Origin of the sequence: Clostridium kluyveri (assembly GCF_001902295.1) — a bacterium.
In the GTDB taxonomy this organism is placed as follows: Bacteria; Bacillota; Clostridia; order Clostridiales; family Clostridiaceae; genus Clostridium_B; species Clostridium_B kluyveri_B.
Genome location: NZ_CP018335.1, coordinates 934,215 through 957,653 on the forward strand (window position 1 = coordinate 934,215; position 23,439 = coordinate 957,653).

At 31.5% G+C, this 23,439-nt stretch carries 25 protein-coding genes; 22 read left to right on the forward strand and 3 right to left on the reverse strand.

The window, feature by feature from the left end; all coding sequences use genetic code 11:
• The first annotated feature begins 1 nt into the window (after position 1).
• The 12 genes from BS101_RS04825 to cobC all read left to right on the forward strand — a co-directional run bounded on the left by BS101_RS04825 (position 2) and on the right by cobC (position 9,327).
• Positions 2-1,312 carry a cobyrinate a,c-diamide synthase gene (locus BS101_RS04825; protein WP_073537795.1) on the forward strand — a complete coding sequence of 437 codons (1,311 nt, stop codon included), beginning with the start codon at positions 2-4 and terminating at the stop codon, positions 1,310-1,312.
• Between the two features lie 32 nt (positions 1,313-1,344).
• Entirely contained in the window at positions 1,345-1,974 is a 630-nt protein-coding gene (locus BS101_RS04830; RefSeq protein WP_073537796.1) for a precorrin-8X methylmutase, read from the forward strand.
• Positions 1,975-1,985: 11 nt separating this feature from the next.
• Positions 1,986-3,065, forward strand: a complete 1,080-nt coding sequence (gene cbiD, locus BS101_RS04835) for a cobalt-precorrin-5B (C(1))-methyltransferase CbiD (RefSeq protein ID WP_073537797.1) — start codon at positions 1,986-1,988, stop codon at positions 3,063-3,065.
• 13 nt (positions 3,066-3,078) lie between these two features.
• Positions 3,079-3,693: a precorrin-6y C5,15-methyltransferase (decarboxylating) subunit CbiE gene (cbiE, locus tag BS101_RS04840; RefSeq protein ID WP_073541134.1), complete on the forward strand. Its 615-nt coding sequence runs from the start codon at positions 3,079-3,081 to the stop codon at positions 3,691-3,693.
• Positions 3,690-4,250 (forward strand): precorrin-6Y C5,15-methyltransferase (decarboxylating) subunit CbiT, encoded by a 561-nt coding sequence (gene cbiT, locus BS101_RS04845; protein ID WP_073537798.1) that lies wholly within the window; start codon positions 3,690-3,692, stop codon positions 4,248-4,250. The genes cbiE and cbiT overlap by 4 nt, the downstream gene beginning before the upstream one ends.
• A 13-nt stretch (positions 4,251-4,263) precedes the next feature.
• Positions 4,264-4,929, forward strand: a complete 666-nt coding sequence (locus BS101_RS04850; RefSeq protein WP_073537799.1) for a cobalt-factor II C(20)-methyltransferase — start codon at positions 4,264-4,266, stop codon at positions 4,927-4,929.
• A 15-nt stretch (positions 4,930-4,944) separates the two neighbouring features.
• Complete coding sequence (cobM, locus tag BS101_RS04855) at positions 4,945-5,700, forward strand: precorrin-4 C(11)-methyltransferase (RefSeq protein WP_073537800.1); 756 nt, start codon at positions 4,945-4,947, stop codon at positions 5,698-5,700.
• Entirely contained in the window at positions 5,697-6,485 is a 789-nt protein-coding gene (locus BS101_RS04860) for a cobalt-precorrin-6A reductase (protein WP_073537801.1), read from the forward strand. Before cobM ends, BS101_RS04860 begins: the two co-directional genes overlap by 4 nt.
• 13 nt (positions 6,486-6,498) lie before the next feature.
• Complete coding sequence (gene cobJ / locus BS101_RS04865; RefSeq protein WP_073537802.1) at positions 6,499-7,218, forward strand: precorrin-3B C(17)-methyltransferase; 720 nt, start codon at positions 6,499-6,501, stop codon at positions 7,216-7,218.
• 169 nt (positions 7,219-7,387) lie between these two features.
• On the forward strand, positions 7,388-7,945 hold the full coding sequence (gene cobU / locus BS101_RS04870; RefSeq protein WP_073537803.1) for a bifunctional adenosylcobinamide kinase/adenosylcobinamide-phosphate guanylyltransferase: 558 nt from the start codon (positions 7,388-7,390) through the stop codon (positions 7,943-7,945).
• A 39-nt stretch (positions 7,946-7,984) separates the two neighbouring features.
• Positions 7,985-8,749 carry an adenosylcobinamide-GDP ribazoletransferase gene (cobS, locus tag BS101_RS04875; protein ID WP_073537804.1) on the forward strand — a complete coding sequence of 255 codons (765 nt, stop codon included), beginning with the start codon at positions 7,985-7,987 and terminating at the stop codon, positions 8,747-8,749.
• A complete protein-coding gene (gene cobC / locus BS101_RS04880) occupies positions 8,749-9,327 on the forward strand; it encodes an alpha-ribazole phosphatase (RefSeq protein WP_073537805.1) in 579 nt (192 codons plus the stop codon). The genes cobS and cobC overlap by 1 nt, the downstream gene beginning before the upstream one ends.
• A 163-nt stretch (positions 9,328-9,490) precedes the next feature.
• Here the strand turns inward: cobC and BS101_RS04885 are convergent, their stop codons facing one another.
• Entirely contained in the window at positions 9,491-9,892 is a 402-nt protein-coding gene (locus BS101_RS04885) for a pyridoxamine 5'-phosphate oxidase family protein (protein ID WP_073537806.1), read from the reverse strand.
• A gap of 123 nt (positions 9,893-10,015) precedes the next feature.
• On the opposite strand from BS101_RS04885, the gene BS101_RS04890 reads away from it, so the two are divergent.
• On the forward strand, positions 10,016-10,417 hold the full coding sequence (locus BS101_RS04890) for a winged helix-turn-helix transcriptional regulator (protein WP_073537807.1): 402 nt from the start codon (positions 10,016-10,018) through the stop codon (positions 10,415-10,417).
• A gap of 69 nt (positions 10,418-10,486) precedes the next feature.
• Here BS101_RS04890 and BS101_RS04895 read toward each other — a convergent pair whose 3' ends face one another.
• Positions 10,487-12,496, reverse strand: a complete 2,010-nt coding sequence (locus tag BS101_RS04895; protein WP_073537808.1) for a methyl-accepting chemotaxis protein — start codon at positions 12,494-12,496, stop codon at positions 10,487-10,489.
• 605 nt (positions 12,497-13,101) lie between these two features.
• On the opposite strand from BS101_RS04895, the gene BS101_RS04900 reads away from it, so the two are divergent.
• The 3 genes from BS101_RS04900 (at position 13,102) to BS101_RS04910 (ending at position 16,320) form a co-directional block, all read left to right on the forward strand.
• The gene (locus BS101_RS04900; RefSeq protein WP_073537809.1) at positions 13,102-14,247 is read left to right on the forward strand and encodes an iron-containing alcohol dehydrogenase; all 1,146 of its coding nucleotides are present in this window, start codon (positions 13,102-13,104) and stop codon (positions 14,245-14,247) included.
• A 28-nt stretch (positions 14,248-14,275) separates the two neighbouring features.
• Positions 14,276-14,926 (forward strand): GntR family transcriptional regulator, encoded by a 651-nt coding sequence (locus BS101_RS04905; RefSeq protein ID WP_073537810.1) that lies wholly within the window; start codon positions 14,276-14,278, stop codon positions 14,924-14,926.
• Positions 14,927-15,000: 74 nt separating this feature from the next.
• Positions 15,001-16,320: a M20/M25/M40 family metallo-hydrolase gene (locus BS101_RS04910; RefSeq protein ID WP_073537811.1), complete on the forward strand. Its 1,320-nt coding sequence runs from the start codon at positions 15,001-15,003 to the stop codon at positions 16,318-16,320.
• Between the two features lie 69 nt (positions 16,321-16,389).
• On the opposite strand, the gene BS101_RS04915 is transcribed toward BS101_RS04910, so the two are convergent.
• Entirely contained in the window at positions 16,390-17,772 is a 1,383-nt protein-coding gene (locus BS101_RS04915) for an APC family permease (RefSeq protein ID WP_073537812.1), read from the reverse strand.
• A gap of 308 nt (positions 17,773-18,080) precedes the next feature.
• On the opposite strand from BS101_RS04915, the gene BS101_RS04920 reads away from it, so the two are divergent.
• The 6 genes from BS101_RS04920 (at position 18,081) to BS101_RS04945 (ending at position 23,418) form a co-directional block, all read left to right on the forward strand.
• Positions 18,081-18,743 carry an MgtC/SapB family protein gene (locus BS101_RS04920; RefSeq protein ID WP_073537813.1) on the forward strand — a complete coding sequence of 221 codons (663 nt, stop codon included), beginning with the start codon at positions 18,081-18,083 and terminating at the stop codon, positions 18,741-18,743.
• Between the two features lie 38 nt (positions 18,744-18,781).
• Complete coding sequence (locus BS101_RS04925; protein WP_073537814.1) at positions 18,782-19,279, forward strand: flavodoxin family protein; 498 nt, start codon at positions 18,782-18,784, stop codon at positions 19,277-19,279.
• A 225-nt stretch (positions 19,280-19,504) separates the two neighbouring features.
• Positions 19,505-20,332: a helix-turn-helix transcriptional regulator gene (locus tag BS101_RS23235; protein WP_073537815.1), complete on the forward strand. Its 828-nt coding sequence runs from the start codon at positions 19,505-19,507 to the stop codon at positions 20,330-20,332.
• A gap of 184 nt (positions 20,333-20,516) precedes the next feature.
• Entirely contained in the window at positions 20,517-21,887 is a 1,371-nt protein-coding gene (locus tag BS101_RS04935) for an APC family permease (RefSeq protein ID WP_073537816.1), read from the forward strand.
• Positions 21,888-21,931: 44 nt separating this feature from the next.
• Positions 21,932-23,068 (forward strand): tyramine oxidase subunit B, encoded by a 1,137-nt coding sequence (locus BS101_RS04940; protein WP_073537817.1) that lies wholly within the window; start codon positions 21,932-21,934, stop codon positions 23,066-23,068.
• Between the two features lie 35 nt (positions 23,069-23,103).
• Entirely contained in the window at positions 23,104-23,418 is a 315-nt protein-coding gene (locus tag BS101_RS04945; RefSeq protein WP_073537818.1) for a (2Fe-2S)-binding protein, read from the forward strand.
• Positions 23,419-23,439: the final 21 nt, after the last annotated feature.

Genomic DNA, 23,439 nt, shown 5'->3' on the forward strand with positions numbered 1-23,439 from the left:
TATGAAAAGCATAATTATATCATCTAATAGCAGCGGAGGTGGAAAAACCACGGTAACTTTGGGACTTATGAAAGCCCTTATAAATAGAGGCATTTCAGTGCAAGGATATAAAGTGGGTCCGGATTATATAGATACGGCATTTCATGAACATATTACAAAAAAGGCCTCCAGAAATTTAGATTTATATTTAATGGGTGAAAAAGGATTAAAAGCTTCCTATGCAAGAGGTGAGGGACAATATGGAATAGTTGAAGGTGTAATGGGTCTATATGACGGTAAAGGAATAACTTCGGAATACTCTACAGCGGCTGTAAGTAAACTTTTAAAGCTTCCGCTTATATTAGTTCTCACACCTAAGGCCCAAAGTGTTACATTGTGTGCAGAAATAAGCGGCCTTATAGATTTTGAACAAATAGATGTGGCAGGAATTATTTTAAATAATATAAATGAAAATTACTATAAACTCTTAAAGACTATAATTGAAAAAAATTTTTCTGGAAAAGTTAAGGTATTTGGATACCTTCCTAAAGATGAAAGCCTAAATTTAAAAAGTAGGCATTTAGGGCTTGTTCAGAGCAGTGAAGTAAAAGACTTGGATGAAAAAATCCAAAAATGCAGTGAATTGCTTGAAAAATATGTACAAATTGATGAATTATTAAGGTGTTTTTCAGAAACACAAAAGTTTGAAGATTCTTATCATTTAGAAAACAGAAAACTAAAAATTGCTGTGGCAAAAGATAAAGCTTTTAGTTTTTACTATAAAGAGAACTTAGAATTATTAGAAGAATTAGGAGAAGTTCAATATTTTAGCCCTTTAAAGGATAAAGCATTACCGGAGAATATAGATTTTTTATATTTAGGAGGTGGTTATCCTGAAATATTCAGGGAAGAATTAAGCAGTAATAAAACTTTGCTCTGCAGCATAAATAATGCATTAAACAAAGGGACAAAATGTTATGCAGAGTGCGGGGGACTTATGTATTTAATGGACAGTATAGAACATAAGAATATGGTAGGATTTTTAAAGGGAAGTGCTTATATGGGTACAAAACTTTATAATTTTGGATATGCAGAAATTGAAGTGGAAGTTGATAATTATATAATACCTAAAGGCATAAAAATAAATTGTCATGAATTTCATAAGTCGTATATAAAAACAGGGGAGAGAAGAATATATAAATTAATTAAAGACACATATAGCGGAGAACAAAAAAAATGGAAATGTGGTTACTTGAAAAATAATACTCTGGCAGCCTATGCCCATGTACATTTTTTCGGAAATGTAGATTTTATAAAGCATTTAACTACTTAGGTACATTTTAATAAAAAGGAAGTGACATTTTTATGGATTATATTAAAAATCCTATGATGATTGAAAAAAAGAGTTTTGAAATTATTGAGGAAGAATTAGGGGCTAATAATTTTACTGATAAGGAACTTTTAATAATAAAGAGAGTAATACATACTACTGCTGATTTTGAATATAAGGATTTATTATATATTAGACCGGGAGCAATAGATGCTGCACTAGAACTGCTAAAAAAAGGGGGAACTACAATTTACACAGATACAAATATGATCTTGGCGGGAATAAATAAAAAGGCACTGAAGGCTTTAAATTGTACAGTAGTTTCCTATGTGGGAAGTGATGAAATAAGCCAAATTGCAAAACAAAAAGGTATAACCCGCTCTATGGTGTCAATAGAAAAGGCTTCAGGGGAAGGAATAAATTTTTTCGTATTTGGAAATGCTCCAACTGCATTATATAAGCTGAAGGAGTTAGTGGAAGAAGACAGGTGTAAACCGGATTTTGTAATAGCTGCTCCTGTGGGCTTTGTTGGTGCGGCGCAATCAAAAGAAGATTTCGAAAAGTTGCCTTTGCCAATGATTACGGTAAGAGGGAGAAAAGGAGGCAGCACAGTAGCGGCGGCAATTGTCAATTCACTTTTATATATGCTTATAAATAGGGAATAGGGAGTGTAAGGATGCTTAAACTATATGTAAATTGTGAAGGAAAAAAATTAAGATGCGGTTATACAACAGGTTCCTGTGCTGCAGCTGCTGCAAAGGCTGCTGCAAAAATGCTTTATTCACAAACGGATTTAGATTATATAGACATAGATACACCTAAAAATATTGAACTTAACTTGCATATTGAAAGTGTGAAGAGAGGACTAAATTACGTGGAATGCTGTATAATAAAAGACGGTGGAGATGATCCTGATGTGACAAATGGAATTGAAATATGGGCAAGAGCTGAAAAAAGTAATAGAGAATACAGCTTAAAGGCTGGTGTTGGGGTGGGAATAGTTCAAGGTGAAGGATTATATGTTAAAAAAGGTGACTTTGCCATAAATCCTGTTCCTAGAGTTATGATTGAAAAAGAAGTAAGGAAAGTTCTGCCCCAGGGAAAAGGGGTTACCATAACCATATTTGTTCCAAAGGGTGAAAAAATTGCAGAAAAAACATTTAATCCAAGATTAAATATAATAGGCGGCATATCTATTTTAGGCACCACAGGGATAGTAGTACCTATGTCAGAAGAGGCACTAAAGGAATCAATAAAACTTGAAATTTCTCAAAAAGTTGCAAGTGGCCATAAAGATTTAATACTCCTATTTGGAAATATGGGAGAGGATAAGGCAAAAGAACTTGGACTTGATATGAAAAAATCCGTAATAATATCCAATTATATTGGATTTGCTTTAAATTGTTGTGTGGAAAATAATATAAGGAAAATACTGATAGTGGGACATATTGGGAAACTTTCCAAAGTTGCTGCAGGGTGTTTTAATACCCACAGCAGGGTATGTGATGTAAGAATGGAGGTTCTGGCTCTTGAACTTGCACTTATGGGAGCAGATAAAAAAATTGTAGAGGCTGTATATAATGAGAAAACCACAGAGGGGGCAGTAAAAATTATAAGCCCTGAGTATAGAGATATATATGAAAAAATTGGAATTAAAATAATAAAAAGAATAGAACAATTTACCTATGGAACTTTAGAAGCTGAGGCAATTATGTACTGTATGGCAAGTGGAGTTTTGTGGGATGGAAGAAAGTGAGAGAATAAACATTATGGTGTATATTGTTGGCATTGGGCCTGGTGCGGCGGATTATATAATACCTAAGGCAGAAAAGACTATGAAAAATTCCGATGTAGTTATTGGTTTTGAAAGAGCTATAAAAAGTCTTGATTATATAAATCAGAAAAAAATTGTAGTTGATTCATTTTCTAAGATACTTGAATTTATAAAGCATAACAGGGATAAGAATATATCTGTTGCAGCTTCAGGAGATCCTTGTTTTTATGGTATAACAGATTATTTTAATAGAAATTTTCATGGGGAGTTTGAAGTAATTTCAGGTATAAGTTCTTTCCAGTATTTAATGTCAAAGGTGGGTAAGTCATGGCAGCATGCAAGATTATACAGTCTTCATGGAAGAGAGGAGAAATTAATTGAGAGGGTTAAAAATAATAAACTGACCGTATGGCTTACAGATAAAAACAACACTCCTAATTATATCTGTAGTGAATTAATAAAAAACCATATTAACGCCCAGGTATATGTAGGTGAAAATCTGTCTTATGAAGATGAGAAAATTTCAAAGGGAACTGCAGAGGAAATTCACAAAAAAAATTACAGCAGTTTATGCGTAGTAGTTATTGAAAATGGAGATGACTTAGCATGATATATATAAAAGATGAAGAATTTGTAAGGGGAAATTGCCCTATGACAAAGGAAGAAATTAGAATATTAAGTATAGCAAAAATGGAAATCAAAGATAAGGATATTTTACTGGATATTGGTGCAGGAACAGGTTCACTCAGTATACAAATGAGTAAATGCAGCCCCTTAGGTAAGGTAATAGCTGTGGAGAGGGATAAGGAAGCACTTGAAATACTTGAGAAAAATAAAAAGAAATTTGAGGCAGACAATCTTTATATAGTAAAAGGAGAGGCACTTCAGGTAGAACCTGACATAGAAAAATTATTTGATGCTATTTTTATTGGTGGAAGTGGGGGAAATATTGAAGAAATAATTAGAAGATACTCTTTGAAGCTGAAAAAGGGTGGAAAGATGGTAATGAATTTTATAACTATCGACAATCTATATAAGGCTATGGAAGCTCTAAAAGCACTGGAATTTGAAACAGAATGCACCCAGGTAGGAATAAGCAAAACAAAAAATAAAGGTTATATGTTATTTTCCAATAACTCAATTTATATATTAAGTGGAAAAAAATAATGGAGGTTATAATATGGCTAAATTATATGGAGTAGGAGTAGGACCAGGTGATAGTGAATTATTAACATTAAAGGCATTAAATGTAATAGAAAAGTGCCAGGTTATAGTGGCACCAAGTTCCATGGCAGGCGGCAGGAGTATTGCACTTGATACGGCAAAACAGTTTATAAGAGAAAGCTCAGAGATAATAGTAAAGCATTTTCCAATGGGGGGAGAACAGCAGGAAGGAAAAATATATGAAGCTTTTCAGGTTATAGAGCAAAAAATACAAGAAGGAAAAAATGTAGCCTTTTTAACCATTGGAGATCCTCTCATATATAGTACTTACATTTATTTGTTAAAATATATTGAAGAAAAAGGATATGATACGGAAACAATTCCTGGAATTACATCTTTTTGTGCCTGTGCCAGTGTGGCAAAGGAAGCTTTAGTTATAGGGGATGAACCACTTTTAATAGTTCCCGGGAACAGGCTGGATGCTATAAAGGATGAAAAAAATGTTGTAATAATGAAAGTTTACAAAAGGGAAGAAGAGATAATAAATTATTTGGAAGAAAGGGAATTTACCTATGTATGTGTAAAAAAAGCTGGCAGGGAAGGACAGAAAATTACACGAAATAGGGATGAAATATTAAATGAAAAAGAGTATATGTCTATAATAATAGCTCATAGAAAATGAGAGGAGGAGTTTAATATGGTTTATTTTATCGGAGCAGGACCTGGGGATGTGGATTTAATTACAGTGAAGGGAAGAGAAATTTTAAAAAAGGCAGATGTAGTTATATATGCAGGTTCCTTAGTAAGTAGTGATCATATGGATTTTTGCAGAGAAGGGACAAGCATATATAATTCAGCTTCTATGAATTTAGAACAGGTACTTTGTGTAATAGAAAAGGCTGAAAAGGAGAATAAGCTAACAGTAAGACTTCACACAGGAGACCCTTCCATTTATGGTGCCATTAAAGAACAGATGGATGAGTTGGATAAAAAAAATATTAAATATGAAATTATCCCAGGGGTGAGTTCTTTTACAGCAGCAGCTGCAGTTATAAAAAAAGAATTTACTTTGCCGGAGGTAAGTCAGACTGTAATTCTTACAAGGATAGAAGGAAGGACGCCGGTACCAGGAAAAGAAGATATAGAAAAATTAGCTGGTATTGGAGCATCCATGGCTATATTTTTGTCGGTTGGTATGATTGACAAGGTGGTGGAAAGGCTGAAAAAAGGATATGGAAGGAATGTACCAATTGCGGTAGTTGAAAGGGCCTCCTGGGAGGATGAAAGAGCTATAATTGGGACTCTTGATGATATATGTGAAAAAGTAAAGGAGGCTAATATTACAAAATGTGCACAAATACTTGTGGGGGATTTTATAGATTGTGAATATAAGAAAAGTTTACTTTATGATAAAAGTTTTACACACATGTTTAGAAAAGGTGAAAGTAAATGATTGGCCTCATACTAGGAACTTCTGAAGGAAAAAATATAGTTGGAGGATTAAATAGATTTACTGACAATATTTTGATTTCAACAGCTACAATTTATGGCGGTGAATTATTTAATGAATATAAATATAAGTTTCTAAATACAAAGCCGCTGAGCTTTGATGAATTAAGACAAATGTTCCTAAAGAATAATATATCAGTTTTAGTGGATGCATCTCATCCCTATGCTGTAGAAATATCTTGTAACTGTGAGAAGTTATGTGAGGAGTTAAATATAAAATATCTAAGATATGAGAGAGCTTCTGTATGTGATAAATATAAAAATAAAGATAAGGTAATCTTTGTTAAAGACTATCAGGAACTGATAGATAAGATAAAAAGTATTAAAGAACTTCATAATAAGAATGCTACTATTTTAAATACTACAGGAAGTAAGAATGTAGATAAATTTATATGTTCAGGTATTTTAAATAGGATTGTTCATAGAATTCTACCTTCTGTAGAGGTAATGAAACAGTGCTTTAAATTAGGCATAAACACAGAAGATATTATTGCCATAAAAGGTCCTATAGGATATAAGCTTAATTTAGGGTTTATAGAGCAGTATAATGCAAAGGCAATAATTTTAAAAGATAGCGGAATTCAAGGGGGAACAGAGGAAAAAATTGAAGCGGCCTTATATAAAGATATATATATTTTCATAATTGAAAGAAAAAAGAAAGTATATCAAAATATTTTTTATAATGAGGAAGAAGTGGTTAAATATATAAAGGATAAAAAGCTCTATTGAGGGGGAGGAAAATTTGGGCAAATTATATGTAGTAGGAATTGGACCTGGAGGCATAGAACATATGACCTTAAGGGCAAAGCAGGTTATAGAGGAAAGTGAAGTTATTGTTGGATATACAAAATATATTAAGTTAGTTGACACTTTAATTAGAGGAAAAGAAATATTTGCAACAGGAATGAAGGCTGAAGTGGAGAGGTGTAAAAAAGCTTTGGAGTTATCCCATAATAAAGTAGTTTCAATAATAAGCACAGGTGATGCAGGAATATATGGTATGGCTGGTTTGATTTTAGAGATGAAGCAGGAAAAGGAGACAGTAGAAATTATACCGGGTGTAACGGCAGCTACGGCAGCAGCTTCATTATTAGGTTCTCCACTTATGCATGACAGCTGCAATATAAGTTTAAGTGATTTAATGACACCCTATGATTTAATAAAAAAAAGAGTTGAACTTGCAGCGCAGGGTGATTTTGTGATATCATTTTATAATCCCAGGAGCAATGGAAGACCGAACTATTTAAGAGAGTGTACCGACTTAATAAGAAAATACAGAGATGGAAATATACCAGTAGGTGTAGTGAAAAATGCTTTACGACATGGGGAAAAAGTGAAATTGTTTACTTTAGATACTTTTAGTGACAATGAAGTTGACATGTTGTCTATAGTGATTATTGGAAATAGTAATACATTTATAAAAGAAGATAAAATCATAACTCCAAGAGGATATGTATTGTAGGAGTTTACCATTTACAATGCACAATTCACAGTTCACAATGCACAATTACAGTTCAGAATTATAGTGATTATTCTCCGTTTTGAAGAAGATGGGTATGTAGCCATGAGATAATCAGAAAATTTTTGAGTTAGTGTTCTTTCAAAATACATAACTGTAAAGGATGGTAGTAATGGGAAAGTTGATTCTTATAACAGGCGGTGCAAGAAGTGGGAAGAGTTCTTACGCAGAAAAACTGGCAAAAGAACTTAAAGGTGACATTTTATATGTGGCTACTTCTATTCCTTTTGATGAGGAAATGAAGCTCAGGATAAAAAAACATGTAGAAAGAAGACCAGAAAGCTGGGAGACTTTAGAAGCCTATAAAGATTTTCATAGTAAATTAATACCTATGTTAAATGGAAAGTCGGGAGTGCTTTTGGATTGTATAACAAATTTGGTTTCAAATTTATTGTTAGAAAAATGTGAAGATACTGAAAAAACTACAACTGCCAGAGCATTAGAAATTGAAAAATATATTAAGGCAGAAGTATCAGAAATTATAAATATTTCAAAAGAGGCATCTATGCCTTTTATTATGGTTACCAATGAAGTGGGAATGGCACTAGTGCCAGAATATCCTCTGGGGAGGATATTTAGAGATTTGGCAGGCAGTGTAAATCAGATGATAGCAAAAGAAGCAGAGGAAGTGTATTTTTGTATTTCCGGTATACCTCTAAAAATTAAATAAAGTGGTGTAATTTTTGGATAAAAGTTGGGGATGATAAGAGTGGTATTTTTAAAAAGATTAATTCTAATGATTCAATTTTTTACTTCAATACCTATTAAATCTGAAAGTGATATTGGCAGTGAGGATTTTGGAAAAGCATTGGCATTTATACCGGTGGTAGGATTAATTATAGGAATAATAATGGGCATTTCTTATATAATTTTACTCCATGTATTTTCTGTAAAGATTAGTACCACATTGGTATTAATAGAATATATTTTTCTTACGGGGGGGATTCATTTAGATGGTTTAGGAGATACTTTTGATGGGATATTTTCAAATAGGACAAAGGATAGAATACTTGAAATCATGAGAGATAGCAGGGTGGGAACAAATGCCGTACTTGCTATAGTGTCACTTTTAATTCTTAATTCAGTTATTTTATCTGAAATTAATTCTTTATATATGGTTAAAATACTTATTCTTTTTCCTGTTGCAGGTAGGGTTGGCTCTATAATTGCTGCCAGTTTGTCTAAATATGCAAGAAGCGGTGAAGGTATGGGAAAGTCATTTATTGACTATTGTGGAATTAAAGAACTGGTGATGGGAGTAATATTATATTTAATAATATTTTACCTAACAAACTTATATAGGGGATATATAATTATGTTTTTTCCAATTGCCACGGCAATAATACTTATCAAATTTTTAAGTAGGAAGATAAATGGTGCCACAGGTGATGTACTGGGTGCAGTATGTGAATTAAATCAGACACTTTTTATAATGATTTCATATATTATTTTGAATTATGGGGGGAATTTATAATGTTGGAGTTAGTTATGGTAAGACATGGTGAAACTGACAGTAATAAAAATGGAAAATACTTGGGATGGACAGATGTAGAGCTTAATAAATATGGAATTAGCCAGGCTGAAAAAGCAAGAGATAAATTAAAACATATTAGTTTTGATGTTGTAATATCCAGCCCTCTTAAAAGGGCAAGAGAAACTGCTGAAATTATCAGTGAAGATATAATCTATGACAGTGAATTAAAGGAGACTAATTTTGGGTTATGGGATAACCTTTCTTTTCAAGAGATTAAAGAAAAATATCCACAAGATTATAAATTGTGGATGAAAGATTGGGGAGGGTTTATTTTCCCAGGGGGAGAAAGTGCTCTGGATATGCACAAAAGGGCAGTAAATTTTGTTGATGAAATAATTAATAAAAAGCAACAAGGTACTGTTCTAATTGTAACCCATGCAGGATTAATAAGAAGTATTATAGCGCATTTGCTTGGCATGGAAATAGCGGGGGCATGGCATTTCCACATAGATAATTGCAGTATAACTAGGATTCAAATAACAGATGGCTATGCCATCTTAATTGAGCTAAATGGTTAAGGTTATAATACTTTTTAAGAGAATGTTCTCTGATAGTATATCTATGGGATAAATTTGTTTTCGTTTGAAATGAAGTGATTCTTAAGTTCAGGTGGAAAAAAGCACTTCTTATAGGCAGATTCCACCTAAACTTAAGAATTATTTCATTTTCAGATATATAATTTTAAAATTTTATTTCTTTAGGGGGCTCTCCTGTTAAATGTGAAATTGATGCTGCGCCATGTTCAATGTAAAATACTTTAAAGATAGGATTATCAGTTGATTTATACAAGCTTTTCACAAGTTCTGATGAATCCAATACTTTTTGCTTTTTATCTATATCTTCTGTAAATACAATTTCACCATTTATTCTTGCCGTAACCATATCTTTAGAAGTGGCACTGTACTCTACATAGGGAGTTTCAATTAATTGTTTATACACCTTTTTTGTATTACTGGTGCAAAAATAAAGTTTGCCATTTTCATAAAACATGAAACCAAAGGGTCTAACCCTAGGTTTTCCATCTTCTACTGTAGCTAGAAATCCATATCCATTTTCTTTAAAAATTTTTATTACCTCTTCCATTATATATACCTCCTTGATTTTTTTTCTTATTATTAGTATAATACGTATGTTATATAATACAAGTACGCATATTTATATTACATAGTCATAAAAAATAGACTATTGAGAAAGGATAGGGTATTGATGAATGATGAAATTAAATTTTGTCCGGTATCTGTAGCTCAAAATATATTGATGGGAAAATGGAAATTATCGATTTTGTGGGTTCTTAAAGGCAAGACAAGACGTTTTAATGAATTACAGAAATTGATGGCTACAATTTCGAGAGGTGTACTTACACAACAATTGAGAGAACTGGAACGGGATAAACTTGTTAATAGAAAGGTGTATAGGGAGGTACCACCAAAGGTGGAATATTCTCTTACTGAGATCGGCAAAAGCTTTATTCCAATAATGGTTCAGATTATAGAATGGGGAGCAGAATATATTGAAAAAGTAAATAATTGCAATATGGATATTTGTATATTAAATAAATTTCCCTGTCAAAAGTGCCATGAAATGCTGCAGACAAATAAGAAAAAATAGTATAACCATGATTTTAACAAGGTTATACCATTTTGTGTTTTGATGAATATAATAATATGCTTTAAATTATTAAGAAATTTTAAATCTATGAACTAGTTCATTTAATTCAGTCACAATAGACTTAAGCTTTTGAGTACTGGTATTTATTACTTCAAAGGATATCTCCTGTTCTTTGATTGAAGCAGAAACCTCTTCAGATGCTGCAGCGGATTCCTGTGATATAGCAGATATATTCTCAATTGAGGTTATAACGCTGTTTTTATCTTTATTTATCTCTGTAATTTCACTGTTCAGTTCAGTTATTATAGATATCATGTTGTTTATAGATGTATTCATAGTTTCAAAATGTTTTTCTGACTGAACCATGGAAGTATTGGCAGTTTTACCCATCTCCTGTGTTTTATCCATATTGGCCTTGGTATTGTTAATTTGAATTTGAATTTCATTTACCATATCACTTATTTCCTGAGTTGAATTGGAGGTCTGTTCTGCCAATTTTCTGATTTCCTCTGCAACAACAGCAAATCCTTTTCCAGATGCCCCAGCACTGGCTGCTTCAATGGCAGCGTTTAACGCAAGCAGATTGGTTTGTTTTGCTATGGATTCTATAGTCTGTACTATGTTTCCGATTGAGTCTGATTTATCTGATAAAATTGATATATTTTCTGAAACTTTTCTTGCAGCATTACTTCTTTCGTTAAGTTTTGAATAAAGTTCTCGTACTGCAGAGGACACATCCTTATTGATTTTTTCTGTGGTTTTAGAGTACTCAATGACTTCTGCAGAATTTTTTGTAACCTTATCTATTTTATTTGATAAAACATTTAATTTTTCAAGCCCTAGAGATACTTCTTGTGCCTGGTCTGTAGAACCTTTTGCCACTGCTTCCATGGAATTGGTAATTTCTTTTATTGTTTTAAATGTTTTATTTATGGAGGAAGATACATTTTCCGACTGACTGTGGACTTCATCAGAATTATTCTTTAAAGATATAATTATATTTTTAAGTTGTTCTCTTAATTTTCTTATAGAAATTCCTATTGTACCAACTTCGTCTTTATATTTTAAGACATAATTATAATCAATACCGCTAGGAGATAAATCCAGATCTTTGGTCTTATTTACTATTTTTGATAATTCTATTAAAGGCTTTGTTATCTTATTTCCAAAAGCTAAGGAAAATATTATAGATATAATTACAAAAATTAAAGCTATTGCTATATATGCATATATTAAGTTATTTAAGGGTTTCTTAAATTCAATAGTTGGAATGGCAAAGCCTACTGTCCATTTTGAGGATGATACTTCAGCTGAGGCGAAATATCTTTTTGCTTTATCATAGTCTGTTAAAATTATTCCCGTACTTCCTTTACTGTTATTAAGTATTTGTTTATAACTACCTTCCATAACTTTATTGATATTTTTTAGTTCTTTTTCAGTAGGTTTAAATGATTTATTAGGATGTACTATAATATTGTTTTCATCATCAAACAAATAGGCATAACTGTTGTTTACGGGCTTAGCTTTTTCGATAATTTTTGTAACCGTATCTATATATATATCAGTTCCCACCACTCCAACAACTTGTCCATCTCGGGATAAGGGTTTTCCAATAGTTATTATCATTTTCTTGGTTATTGCATCAAGATAAGGAGCGGAATAAGTTAATTTGTTATTTTTTATAGTTTTTTTATACCAGTCTCTTACTGTACAGTCGTATCCTTCAGGGGGTATCCAGCCTGAACCATCCCAAAAATCTTTACTTGAAAAACCTATATATACATCTGTAACGTATGAATTAGTTTTAGCTTTGTGGGTCATATATGATATTACGTCTTCTTTGTTAAAGTCTGGATTGGTCTCTAGGTCGTCTGCAATATCCTCTAAAAATTTCCCCTGTACACTTAACCAGCTATTTATAATTTCAGAGTATTTTTGGGATGTAATAAGTGTTTTATCTGTAATTTGTTTATTTAAAGCATTATATGATATAGCATAGGATATAATTATAGAGAAAAATAAAACTATAATACAGGTACCGCATATGGCCGCTGCGAATTTTGATTTTAAACTTTTCATGTATAAGCCTCCCCATTTATTTTTAGTTTGTCAAGTTATTCAAGTATTTTGGGCCCAATGTATTTGTATTTGTATACAATTAAAAACAAAACAACTTAATCATTTACTAAAATTAATAGATAATTAAGAAATTATTGCTAATATATTAGCATATAGCATATGAAATTACAATAATATTTATAAATAAATATTATTTTTATTAAATTATAAATGCTTTTAAGATGTTATGAAGTATTTTGTCTATATTTCTTTGAATATTAATTTATAATACAAATAAAATATGAAAATTTGCTTTATTTTTTTAAAATATTCCTATATAATCTATTCTAATATTAATAATTTATCATAATAACTAAATATATAATTTTAAATTACTAAAATATATAAATCAAAATTGGAAAGTAAAGGATTTGGTATAGTTTACTTTTATCAGATCGCTACCATTGCTAACCCCCCCATCTTCTATCAAAGTGGGGGATAAGCAGTGCTACGCGCCTGGATAAGTTCTTCTAAGGTTCAGTTGGAGAAAAGCAGTTCTCATAAGCAAACTCCACCTGAACCTAAGAATTACTTGATAGATTACTTTAGAAAGGTGGATAAATAAAATGAAACAATTAGTATTTCATGGTACTTCTATTATTATAGGAAAAGGGTCTTTGGAGTATATAAAGAACCTGGAGTTTAAGAAAGCTTTTATTATAACTGGTGGACAGTCTATGATTAAAAGCGGAGTTATTTCTATGGTGAAGGATATGATAGAGAAAGCCAATAGAGAGGTTTTTATATACAGTGGTATTACTAAGAATCCGGATACGAAAACAGTATTAAATGGCCTTGAAAGGGTAAAAGAATTTAAGCCGGATATTATAATATCTATAGGTGGAGGATCTTCTATAGATGCTGCAAAAATTATAACGTTATTTTATGAATATGAGGATATAAATTTTAGTAATGTGTTAGAAAACAAGCTGCCTGAATATAGAAGTAAAGTTAAATTTGTAGCTGTACCTTCTACTTCTGGTACGGGTACAGAAGTTACAAAAGTATCTGTTATTACATTTAAAGAAAAAAATTTAAAAATAGGCATAAAATGTGGAGCACTAATACCAGATGTAGCTATACTGGATCCAAATTTAACAATGACTATGCCAGATAATATAGCAGCTGAAACGGGAATGGATGCTTTAACCCATGCTCTGGAATGTTATACAAACAATGCTTTAGATGACTTTACTGAAGTTATGGCAAAAGGTGCTGTAGAGGGGCTCTTTAAATATTTACCATATTCTTATAAAGATAAAGATATAGTAAGTAGAGAAAAAGTTCACAATTTTCAGTGTATGGCAGGTTGTGCTTTTTCTAATGTGGGATTAGGAATGGTACATGGAATTTCTCATGCTTTCGGCGGCAGGTATAATATGGCTCATGGCCTTGCTAATGCTATTGTTTTACCTTATGTACTACAGTATAATTCGAGAAATAAGTTAGTAGCGGAAAAGTTAAAGTATCTTTCAAAGATAATTGATAGAGAAGATATAATAGAGGCAGTAAAAGAACTTAAGAGAGAATTAAATATTCCCCTGTCTTTTAAAGAAGCCGGTATATTAGAGGAAAATTTTAAAAAGGATTTTCATCTTTTAGTTGATAATAGTTTATTAGGATCAACTAGGGTAAATCCTATTTTAGTAACTAGAGAACATATGGAATATATCGTGAACAGCATATATGAAGGAAAAGATATAGATATATAGAGGTGTCCGGTTATTTAAGGAGGATAAAATGAATATATTACCCAAAATAGGAGATAAGGTTTCTTTGACACAAAAAGCTTATGATGCAATTAAAGATGCTATTATGTCTAATAAATTTAAGCCTGGGGAATTATTAATTGAAGAAAGATTAGCAAAACAACTTGCTATTAGCAGAACTCCTTTAAGAAGTGCATTGAAAATGCTCGCTTATGAACACTTAGTTACTATAAATTCTTCAAGAAATGTTATTGTTTCCAGCATTGATAAAAATGATATAGATAATATTACAGTTGTTCGTGAATCTCTGGAAGTTGCTGTAATTAAACAGCTACAATTTAACATAACTGAAAAACAAATAAAAGAACTAGATAGAATGTTAAAAGATCAAATAGAAGCTTGTCAGAATGAGAATTATGAACTATTTATAGATTTGGAGTATAAATTTCATGTAAGTATGGCGGAATTTACAAGGAATAAATGGATGTATGAAATGGTAAAGAATATAAATACTATTGTACAGAGGTATTTAATACTGTCAGGAAGTTTAAAAAGATATGCACAAATTGCTCTGGAGGAACATGAGAAAATATTGAAGGCCATAAAAGATTGTGATTATAGAAAAGCTTCATATAACATGAAGTGGCATATTACAAATGTTAGTAAAAGAATGCTGGAGTAAATACTATATTTAAAAGAAAATTTGTTTAAAGATCTATATAAATACAAATGTTTTAAAAGTAAGGAGGTTTTTAATTGGAGGATTTATTTGAGGAAATAGAAAAGTTAACTATAGAATTGATTAATATACCAAGTATTAATAATTCTATAGGAGAAAGAAATATATGTAATAGAATAAGTGAGTACATAAACAATATAGAATATTTTAAAGAACATAAAGAGTACACTTTTCAAGTTTCTCTTAATGAGGATCCTTATAGAAGAGTTAATGTTTTTGCGTTATTAAGAGGAGAAGGAGGATTTTCAAATAAAACTGTAATTTTACACGGGCATGTGGATACTGTGGGTATAGAAAATTTTGGAGGACTGGCAGAATATGCTTTTGACAGTAAAAGTCTGAATGAAAAATTGAAGGAACTAGATTTACCAAAAGAAATAAAAAATGATTTACATAGCGGAGATTGGATATTTGGCAGAGGAGCTGCAGATATGAAAAGTGGAGTGGCTGTTCATCTTGTGATTCTTAAAGAGCTGAGCAAAAATATTAAGAATTTTAGTGGGAATATTTTGTTTATGGCAAATCCTGTAGAGGAAAATCAGCATACGGGCATTATAGAAGCTTTTGCTACATTTATTTATTTCAATTATTTTGTACACAACTCTTCTGTGAATAAAATAATAAATAATTTAAAAAACATAGCAGAAAAATCCTTTGGTGAAGTTATTTCTAAGGTTAATACAGAATATGAAAAGTTTTGCAAATTAACAAAGGAAGAATATAGTCCTTTACCATGGAAAAGTAATGTAATTACTTATAAAGAATTATATGAGGAAGTAAAAAATGGGCATGGATGTAAAGTAGATGAGGAAATAAGTAATTTAACTAAAACTTTAACCAAACAGGGTATGGATAGAAGGGAAATTTGTCTTAATATAGTAGAAAAACTTTGGAGGTTAAGCAATAATAGAGAGCCTTCCATTGTAATATTCTTCGCTCCACCCTATTGTCCACATAATACTTTAAAAATTAAAGATAAGAATGAACGTAATGTTATAGAAAAAATAGAAGAATGCGTAGAGGAGATCTCTAGGAAAAGTAATGAGGAATTCAAAATACTGCAGTTTTTTCCCAGTTTATCAGATAGCAGTTACTTAAAGATAGATGATAATTTTAATTCTTTGAAAAATTTAATGGATAATTTTCCTAATTGGAAGGAAATATATAATATACCTGTGGATAATATAAAGAAATTGGATATACCCTCAGTTAATTATGGATGCTATGGTAAAGATGCTCATAAATGGACGGAAAGAGTATGTAAACCCTATTCTTTTAATATATTACCTAGATTAATATTGACTACGGTTTATAAATTTTTACATGAAACAAGATAGTCTAGTCCTATTTAGAGGCAGGACTAGACCATTTTGTTTTTTATTAAGATTTTAAATCTGTGAACTAAATTATTTATTTTCATTTTGAACTGTACTGTGAGTTCTTCCGTAGATAAAATAGACTATAAGTCCCAGACACAGCCAGATGAGGAAGCCAATCCAGGTTATTTTTCGCATTGATGTTAAAAGTAACAAGCAGCATAATACCGTTATTATGGGTGTAAATGGTACACCTGGACATTTGAATTTTCTTTCAATATCTGGCATGGATTTTCTTAAATAGATAACTCCCATAGATACAATTATAAAGCTTAATAAAGTTCCTATACTTAAAAATTCAACTATTATTCTAAGTGGTAATATACCTGCTATAATGGAAGCTATAATTCCTGTTATTATAGTTGCTTTAACTGGAGTATTATGAACTTTGTTGATTTTAGAAAAAATTTTGGGCATCAATCCATCTCTTGACATAACCATAAATATTCTAACCTGTCCATAAAGCATTGTAAGCATTACAGAAACCATTCCTACAATGGCACCAACTCCAACTAATGCTGAACCCCAGTTAATTCCTATCCTTCCAAGGGCATCAGGTACTGCATTATCTGAAACTATTTCTTTATAAGGAACTATTCCTGTAAGTACTACAGCCACTAGAACATAGAGTATACAAACTACTATAAGACATAATATTATTCCTCTGGATACATCCTTTTTAGGATCTACTGCTTCTTCTGCAGATGTGGAAATGGCATCAAATCCTATAAAAGAGAAGAACACCATACTTGCACCAGTGAAAACTCCTTTCCAGCCATAAGGCATAAAAGGTTTATAGTTAGACACATTTATATGCGATGCTCCTAAAAAAATGAATAAAAGAATTATAAGTATTTTTATTCCTACAATAATATTATTTATCTTGGAACTTTGCTGCATGCCATAACAAAGAAGTGATGTTAATATTAATATTATGGCAACTGCAGGTACATCGATTATTCCACCGTTACTTGGTGATGCAGCTATGGCCTTAGGCAGCGTAATTCCTGCAGAGGTTAGAACTCCTCTAAAGGTTCCTGACCATCCTGAGGCTACTGCACTCACTGCAACTAAATATTCTGCAGTTAAACACCAACCTATTATCATAGCAGTAAATTCTCCAAAAGCAATATAAGCATAAGAATATGTACTTCCCGCTACAGGAAACATAGTGGCAAGTTCACAATAACATAGTCCACATAGACAAGCCACTATTCCAGATAATATAAATGAGAGTATAATTCCAGGTCCTGCAGAGTGTGCTCCCTCGCCTGTGGCAACGAATATACCTACACCTACTACAGCACCTATGCCTAATGCAGCTATATCTTTTGCCCTGAGATTTTTTTGTAAATTTGTCTTTTTAACGCTATCTCTTAATTGATCTAGAGACTTTTTTTTAAAAAGATCCATAAAAGAAGTCCTCCCTTTAGTCTTTAGTGATCCATAATCTTAATGTCAGTAAAAACTAGTATATTTTATTTTGTACATTTTATAATTATATAATATTTTTTAAAAAAATGAAATATATTATGTGTCATAATATATTATTGATGGTTTTTTTCATACAATTATTAAAATATTGCAAGGAGAGGGAGAAGGCATGAAATACTGATTTTAAATGGGAATGTATATATTCAAATTATTTCCATAAATATATATATTTTAGTAAAAATATATATTATAATAAAATCTATACATTAGAATGGGGGGAGAATACTATGGATCAGTGGGAAATGATGCTGAAATTGGTTCTTTCAGGAGTACTTGGGGCTCTGATAGGATTTGAAAGAAGAAGTCGTTCTAAACAGGCAGGACTTAGAACCCACTTTGTTGTGGCAGTTGGAAGTGCACTTATTATGCTGGTATCTAAATATGGCTTTCAGGATTTGTTAGATGTGTCTTCAGTTTCAATTGATCCAAGTAGAATAGCCGCCCAGGTGGTAAGTGGAGTTGGGTTTCTTGGAGCAGGTACTATAATTGTAGAACATCAATTTGTAAGAGGACTGACTACTGCTGCTGGATTGTGGGCTACTGCGGGAATTGGTATAGCAATTGGAGCAGGTATGTATATACCTGGTATAGGAGCTACTATATTTATAGTAATAGGACTCGAGATATTTAATAGAGTACAAAAAAATTCTGTTCATTGTTTAGGCAGAGTAATTTTATCTCTAGACGGAATTAACCCAGTGCTTGATATATTAAAAAATTCTAAAGAGAGAATATCTAATATTCAAGTTAATAGACATTACAATAAAAATAATAAGGATTCTGAAGCTAAAATTATTTTTAGAATGTATGGTGTAAATCAGAGTCAGACAAAAGATATTATGGTAAATATTCTGAAGGTACCTTATGTAAAAGATGTAAACATAGAATAGTGTACTGTAAATAATTTAAAGTTGGGAGTGAGTTGTTTATGGAAAGTAAAATTTTAGTTGTGTACTATTCACTTGAAGGAAATACCAAATTAATAGCTGAAACTATTTCAAATGAAGTGTCAGCTGATATATTGGAAGTAAAACCTAAAAAAGACATAGAGCCTCATAGTAAAATAAAATATTTAATAGGTGGGAAGCAAGCTATAACCAAAGAGAAGCCGGAACTTGTACATTATGATGTGAATATTGAAAATTATGAAATTTTATTTATTGGGACTCCAGTTTGGGCGTGGACTTTTGCACCTGCCATAAGAAGTTTTTTTGCTAACACAAATTTAAAGAATAAAAAGATAGCACTATTTAGTTGTAATGGAGGAGCTAACGGAAAAACTTTTCAAAATATGAAAGCAGAACTCGGGGGAAATGAATTTTTAGGTGAAATTGAATTTAAGGATCCTCTTAAAAATGATAGAGGAGAAAATGTAGAGAAGGCTAAAAAATGGTCCCAGGATATTTGTAAATTAAATATAAAGTAAGTTATTTAACTCATGGATTGATATAATCTATGAGTATTTTTATTTACAATATTATAAGATTTGTTTTAAACACAATAGATATTAATATTAAAATATATAAATATATTTTTAATATTTTATTGACATTTAGCTATTAAAAATGTTATTTTATTAATAAATTAATATTAAAAATATCATTTAGTTATTTGTTGTGAAATTTCATGTAAAGGAGAATTGTATTTAGTTATGAAAAAGAACATAAATGAAAATATAAGGTTACTTAAATATAATTATCTACCTTTGCAGCCAGGTTTCGAAATTAAGTGTGAAAACTATATGGAGATGAAATTAGATAAAACTGATGCATTGAGCAAAACCATATCTGTATTTTATCAATTTAAAGTTACTGAAAGTGTGGAGAATTTTATCCCGGTAATTCCAGATGGATGTGTTGACATTATATTTTACTGCAGTCCAGATAATTCTTTTTCAAATATTTGTGGCAGTGTTATTAAAAGTAAAAAAATATCTTTTTTATATGGATGTGAATATTTTGGAGTTAGATTTTTCCCGGGAGAAGCTATTAGAGTTTTAAAGTGTTCAATTAAAGAATTCATTGATAATGAAATACCTTTAATTGACATAGTTAAAAAGGATTTATTTATTAGCGAAAAAATATCTAAAGCAGAGAATTTTTATGATAGAATAGCTGTATTTAAAAATTTTATTACAAGTTTTCTTTTGGATACACATATACCAATTATAATTCAAAACTCAATAAATAGAATATGTGAAAATAAAGGCCTAGTAAGTATAAGTGAATTGGCAGAATATACGGGGTATTCAACCAGATACCTAAGGAAAACATTTGAAACTTTTGTGGGAATATCACCAAAACTGTTAAGTCAGATTGTGAGATTCCAAAACTGTTTATATATTATTATTAATGAGGGTAATTACCATGTGATGGATACAATATTGGAATGCGGATATTATGATCAATCTCATTTTATTAATGAATTCAAAAAATTTACTTATCTTACACCAAATCAAATAAAATTGAAAAACTTTTGATATAGTTAAGTCTCTATGGGTTTTGAACATAGAGGCTTTTTTGGATTTGCAATTTATCATTAATCAGTTCCGATTTTTACAATACGATTAAAAATATTGGTGATATATTAATAATGTGATTAGAATGAGCCTTTAAAATTATTCGAATCATATTATTATTTTAAGCTTAAAGGAGGAGTAAAAGTTGGATAATGATGTAAAATTAGAGTCTTTTGGTTACAAGCAAGAATTGAAAAAGGTATTGGGACTAAAAGATTTAGTGATTTTCGGAATAGTATTTATGGGACCAGTATCTGTTATGACGCTATTTGGTATAATGCATGTTACTTCGAGAGGGCACTCTGTTCTAGCCTACGCCATTGCTTTTGTAGCTATGCTTTTTACAGCATATAGTTATGGTGAAATGGTAACAGCATTTCCTATAGCTGGATCTACCTATAGTTATACTCAAAGAGCCGTTAATCCTAAACTTGGATTTATATCTGGCTGGGTAATGATATTAGATTACGTCCTGATTCCTATGTTGCTCTATTTAATTAGTTCAAGCTTTGCCAATGCAATGATCCCACAAATACCTATATGGGGATGGGTATTAATGTATGCTATACCTGTTACAGTAATAAACTTAATAGGTATAGAAGTTGCAGCTAGGGCAAACTTCATTATAGCAGCTGTTATGTTTGCAGCCGTTATAGCTTTTGTAATTTTAGCATTGAAATATATTATTACCGGGCATGTAAGTAGTGGAATTTCTATGGCTACAATATACAACAAAAATGCATTTACCTTTAAGGCTTTAGTAAGTGGTTCTGCAATAGCAGTTGTATGTTACTTAGGCTTTGATGCCATAACAACACTATCTGAGGAAACTAATGTTGGAGGCAGGAAAATAGGATTGGCAATTATGTTAGCTTGTCTTATTCAAACATTTATTTATGTTGCAGTTGCATTTTTAGCAACAGTTATAACTCCAGATTATACCAAGATAGTTAATCCAGATACAGCTTTCTTTGATATAGCTTCAAAAGTTGGAGGCAGCTTTTTGCAAATTTTTGTATCTGTTGTAATTATGATTGCAGGGGTAGGAACATCATTGGCAGGGCAATCAGCAGCCAGCCGCTTATTGTATGGTATGGGCAGAGATAAGGTTCTCCCTGAGAAGATATTTTCATATCTTCATCCTAAATTTAAAACACCTTTTAATAGCATATTATTTATGTCAATAATAGGTACTACTGGAGCACTGCTTTTAAGTGTAGGAACAGTATCAGAGCTAACTGCTTTTGGAGGTCTGTTTGGGTTTACATGTGTAAATCTATCAGTTATAGTTTATTACTACTTTAAAAATAAAAGCGGAAAAGTAGTAAGACATTTAATTGTGCCGCTGCTTGGAATGTGTGTTTGTGTGTATATATTATTAGGACTTTCTACTATTGCTAAAATTGTAGGATTTACTTGGATGGGATTAGGTATAGTATACCTTATTATAAGATGTGGATTATCGGAAGACTTTAAGAAAAATATTTCAAATGTTAGTTTTAAAGAAGCGTCCTAATATTTTTATTAATGAAATTTATAATTATTTGGAGGTAAAGGGGAATGAAAGAAACAAAAATAGATTTTATTTATTTAAATGAAAAAGACATGATTAAGGCAGGTGTTAAAGATATGGCTGCTTGTGTCGATGTAATGGAGGAAATGTTCAAATTACTAAAAATGGGCGATTACCGCATGGGTGGCCCTAATGGAAATTCACATGGTGTAATGCTTTCTTTTCCAGAGAATTCTGAATTTCCTGATATGCCAAAAGACGGCCCAGACAGAAGATTTATGGCTATGCCAGCATATCTTGGTGGAAGGTTCCGTATGACAGGTATGAAATGGTATGGTTCTAATGTTGAAAATAAGAGCAAAGGACTTCCAAGATCAATTCTTATGCTCACATTAAATGATAAAGATACAGGAGCACCTCTTGCATATATGTCAGCCAATATTTTGAGTGCTTACAGAACAGGGGCTGTTCCAGGTGTTGGTGTAAAATATTTCTCAAAAGAAAACTCAAGAGTTGTTGGCATCATTGGACCTGGTGTTATGAGTAAGACTGCGTTTGCAGCCACAATAGCAGTAAGAGCAGGAATTGAAACTGTTAAAATCAAAGGTAGAAGTAAGAAATCAATAGAGGGTTTCATTAAATATTTAAATGAAGAGTATCCTAAGATAAAAGATATTAGAGTAGTTGAAACAATTGAAGAGGTAGTAAGAGACAGTGATATTATTCATGTTGCAACTTCAAGTCCAACAGGAGATTCAAGTCAGTACCCATATATTAATGAAGCATGGATTAAGTCAGGGGCACTTTTATGCTGTCCAGCTGCTGCAAGATTTGATGATGATTTCATTTTAAACAGAGCAAGAACTGTAACAGATAACATTGGATTATATGAAGCATGGGCTGAAGAAATGACTTATCCGGCATACAACACAATTCCAATTCCAGCTGTTCATTGTATGGATCTTATAAAAGAAGGAAAAATGACTAGAAATCAGATTGATGATTTAGGGGATATATTAATGGGGAAAATTCCAATAAAACGTAAAGAAGACGAAGTTGTTATTTACTCTGTCGGCGGTATGCCAATTGAAGACGTTGCATGGGGAACAATTGTATATAGAAATGCAATTGAAAAAGGAATCGGAGTTAAATTAAACTTATGGGATATGCCGGAGCTTGCATAATTTTATAGGATCAAGTTTATAAGGAGATGATTTGGATGAGGATTACAGAACATCCAATTTTGGGTGAAGCTAATAAAGGACGTTTAGTAACTTTTAATTTGGATGGGAAAATACTTGAAGGCTATGAAGGAGAGCCAATAGCTGCTGCATTAAAGGCGGCAGGTGTAATGGTGCACAGGCATACAAAGAAAGGAAACTCTCCAAGAGGTATATTTTGTGCTATCGGAAGATGTACAGACTGTGTCATGGTAGTAGATGGTAAGCCTAATGTAAGAACTTGCGTAACTCCTCTTGTTGAAGGTATGAAGGTCCAAACTCAATATGGTGTTTCTGCAAGGAAACTGGATTAAACTTAAAAATACTTTTAGGAA

Bases quoted from the DNA above. Each gene is read 5' to 3' on its own strand.
- BS101_RS04825 (WP_073537795.1), top strand. From the start codon at position 2: ATGAAAAGCATAATTATATCATCTAATAGCAGCGGAGGTGGAAAAACC.
- BS101_RS04830 (WP_073537796.1), top strand. From the start codon at position 1,345: ATGGATTATATTAAAAATCCTATGATGATTGAAAAAAAGAGTTTTGAA.
- cbiD (WP_073537797.1), top strand. From the start codon at position 1,986: ATGCTTAAACTATATGTAAATTGTGAAGGAAAAAAATTAAGATGCGGT.
- cbiE (WP_073541134.1), top strand. From the start codon at position 3,079: ATGGTGTATATTGTTGGCATTGGGCCTGGTGCGGCGGATTATATAATA.
- cbiT (WP_073537798.1), top strand. From the start codon at position 3,690: ATGATATATATAAAAGATGAAGAATTTGTAAGGGGAAATTGCCCTATG.
- BS101_RS04850 (WP_073537799.1), top strand. From the start codon at position 4,264: ATGGCTAAATTATATGGAGTAGGAGTAGGACCAGGTGATAGTGAATTA.
- cobM (WP_073537800.1), top strand. From the start codon at position 4,945: ATGGTTTATTTTATCGGAGCAGGACCTGGGGATGTGGATTTAATTACA.
- BS101_RS04860 (WP_073537801.1), top strand. From the start codon at position 5,697: ATGATTGGCCTCATACTAGGAACTTCTGAAGGAAAAAATATAGTTGGA.
- cobU (WP_073537803.1), top strand. From the start codon at position 7,388: ATGGGAAAGTTGATTCTTATAACAGGCGGTGCAAGAAGTGGGAAGAGT.
- cobC (WP_073537805.1), top strand. From the start codon at position 8,749: ATGTTGGAGTTAGTTATGGTAAGACATGGTGAAACTGACAGTAATAAA.
- BS101_RS04885 (WP_073537806.1), bottom strand. From the start codon at position 9,892: ATGGAAGAGGTAATAAAAATTTTTAAAGAAAATGGATATGGATTTCTA.
- BS101_RS04890 (WP_073537807.1), top strand. From the start codon at position 10,016: ATGAATGATGAAATTAAATTTTGTCCGGTATCTGTAGCTCAAAATATA.
- BS101_RS04895 (WP_073537808.1), bottom strand. From the start codon at position 12,496: ATGAAAAGTTTAAAATCAAAATTCGCAGCGGCCATATGCGGTACCTGT.
- BS101_RS04900 (WP_073537809.1), top strand. From the start codon at position 13,102: ATGAAACAATTAGTATTTCATGGTACTTCTATTATTATAGGAAAAGGG.
- BS101_RS04905 (WP_073537810.1), top strand. From the start codon at position 14,276: ATGAATATATTACCCAAAATAGGAGATAAGGTTTCTTTGACACAAAAA.
- BS101_RS04915 (WP_073537812.1), bottom strand. From the start codon at position 17,772: ATGGATCTTTTTAAAAAAAAGTCTCTAGATCAATTAAGAGATAGCGTT.
- BS101_RS04920 (WP_073537813.1), top strand. From the start codon at position 18,081: ATGGATCAGTGGGAAATGATGCTGAAATTGGTTCTTTCAGGAGTACTT.
- BS101_RS04925 (WP_073537814.1), top strand. From the start codon at position 18,782: ATGGAAAGTAAAATTTTAGTTGTGTACTATTCACTTGAAGGAAATACC.
- BS101_RS23235 (WP_073537815.1), top strand. From the start codon at position 19,505: ATGAAAAAGAACATAAATGAAAATATAAGGTTACTTAAATATAATTAT.
- BS101_RS04940 (WP_073537817.1), top strand. From the start codon at position 21,932: ATGAAAGAAACAAAAATAGATTTTATTTATTTAAATGAAAAAGACATG.
- BS101_RS04945 (WP_073537818.1), top strand. From the start codon at position 23,104: ATGAGGATTACAGAACATCCAATTTTGGGTGAAGCTAATAAAGGACGT.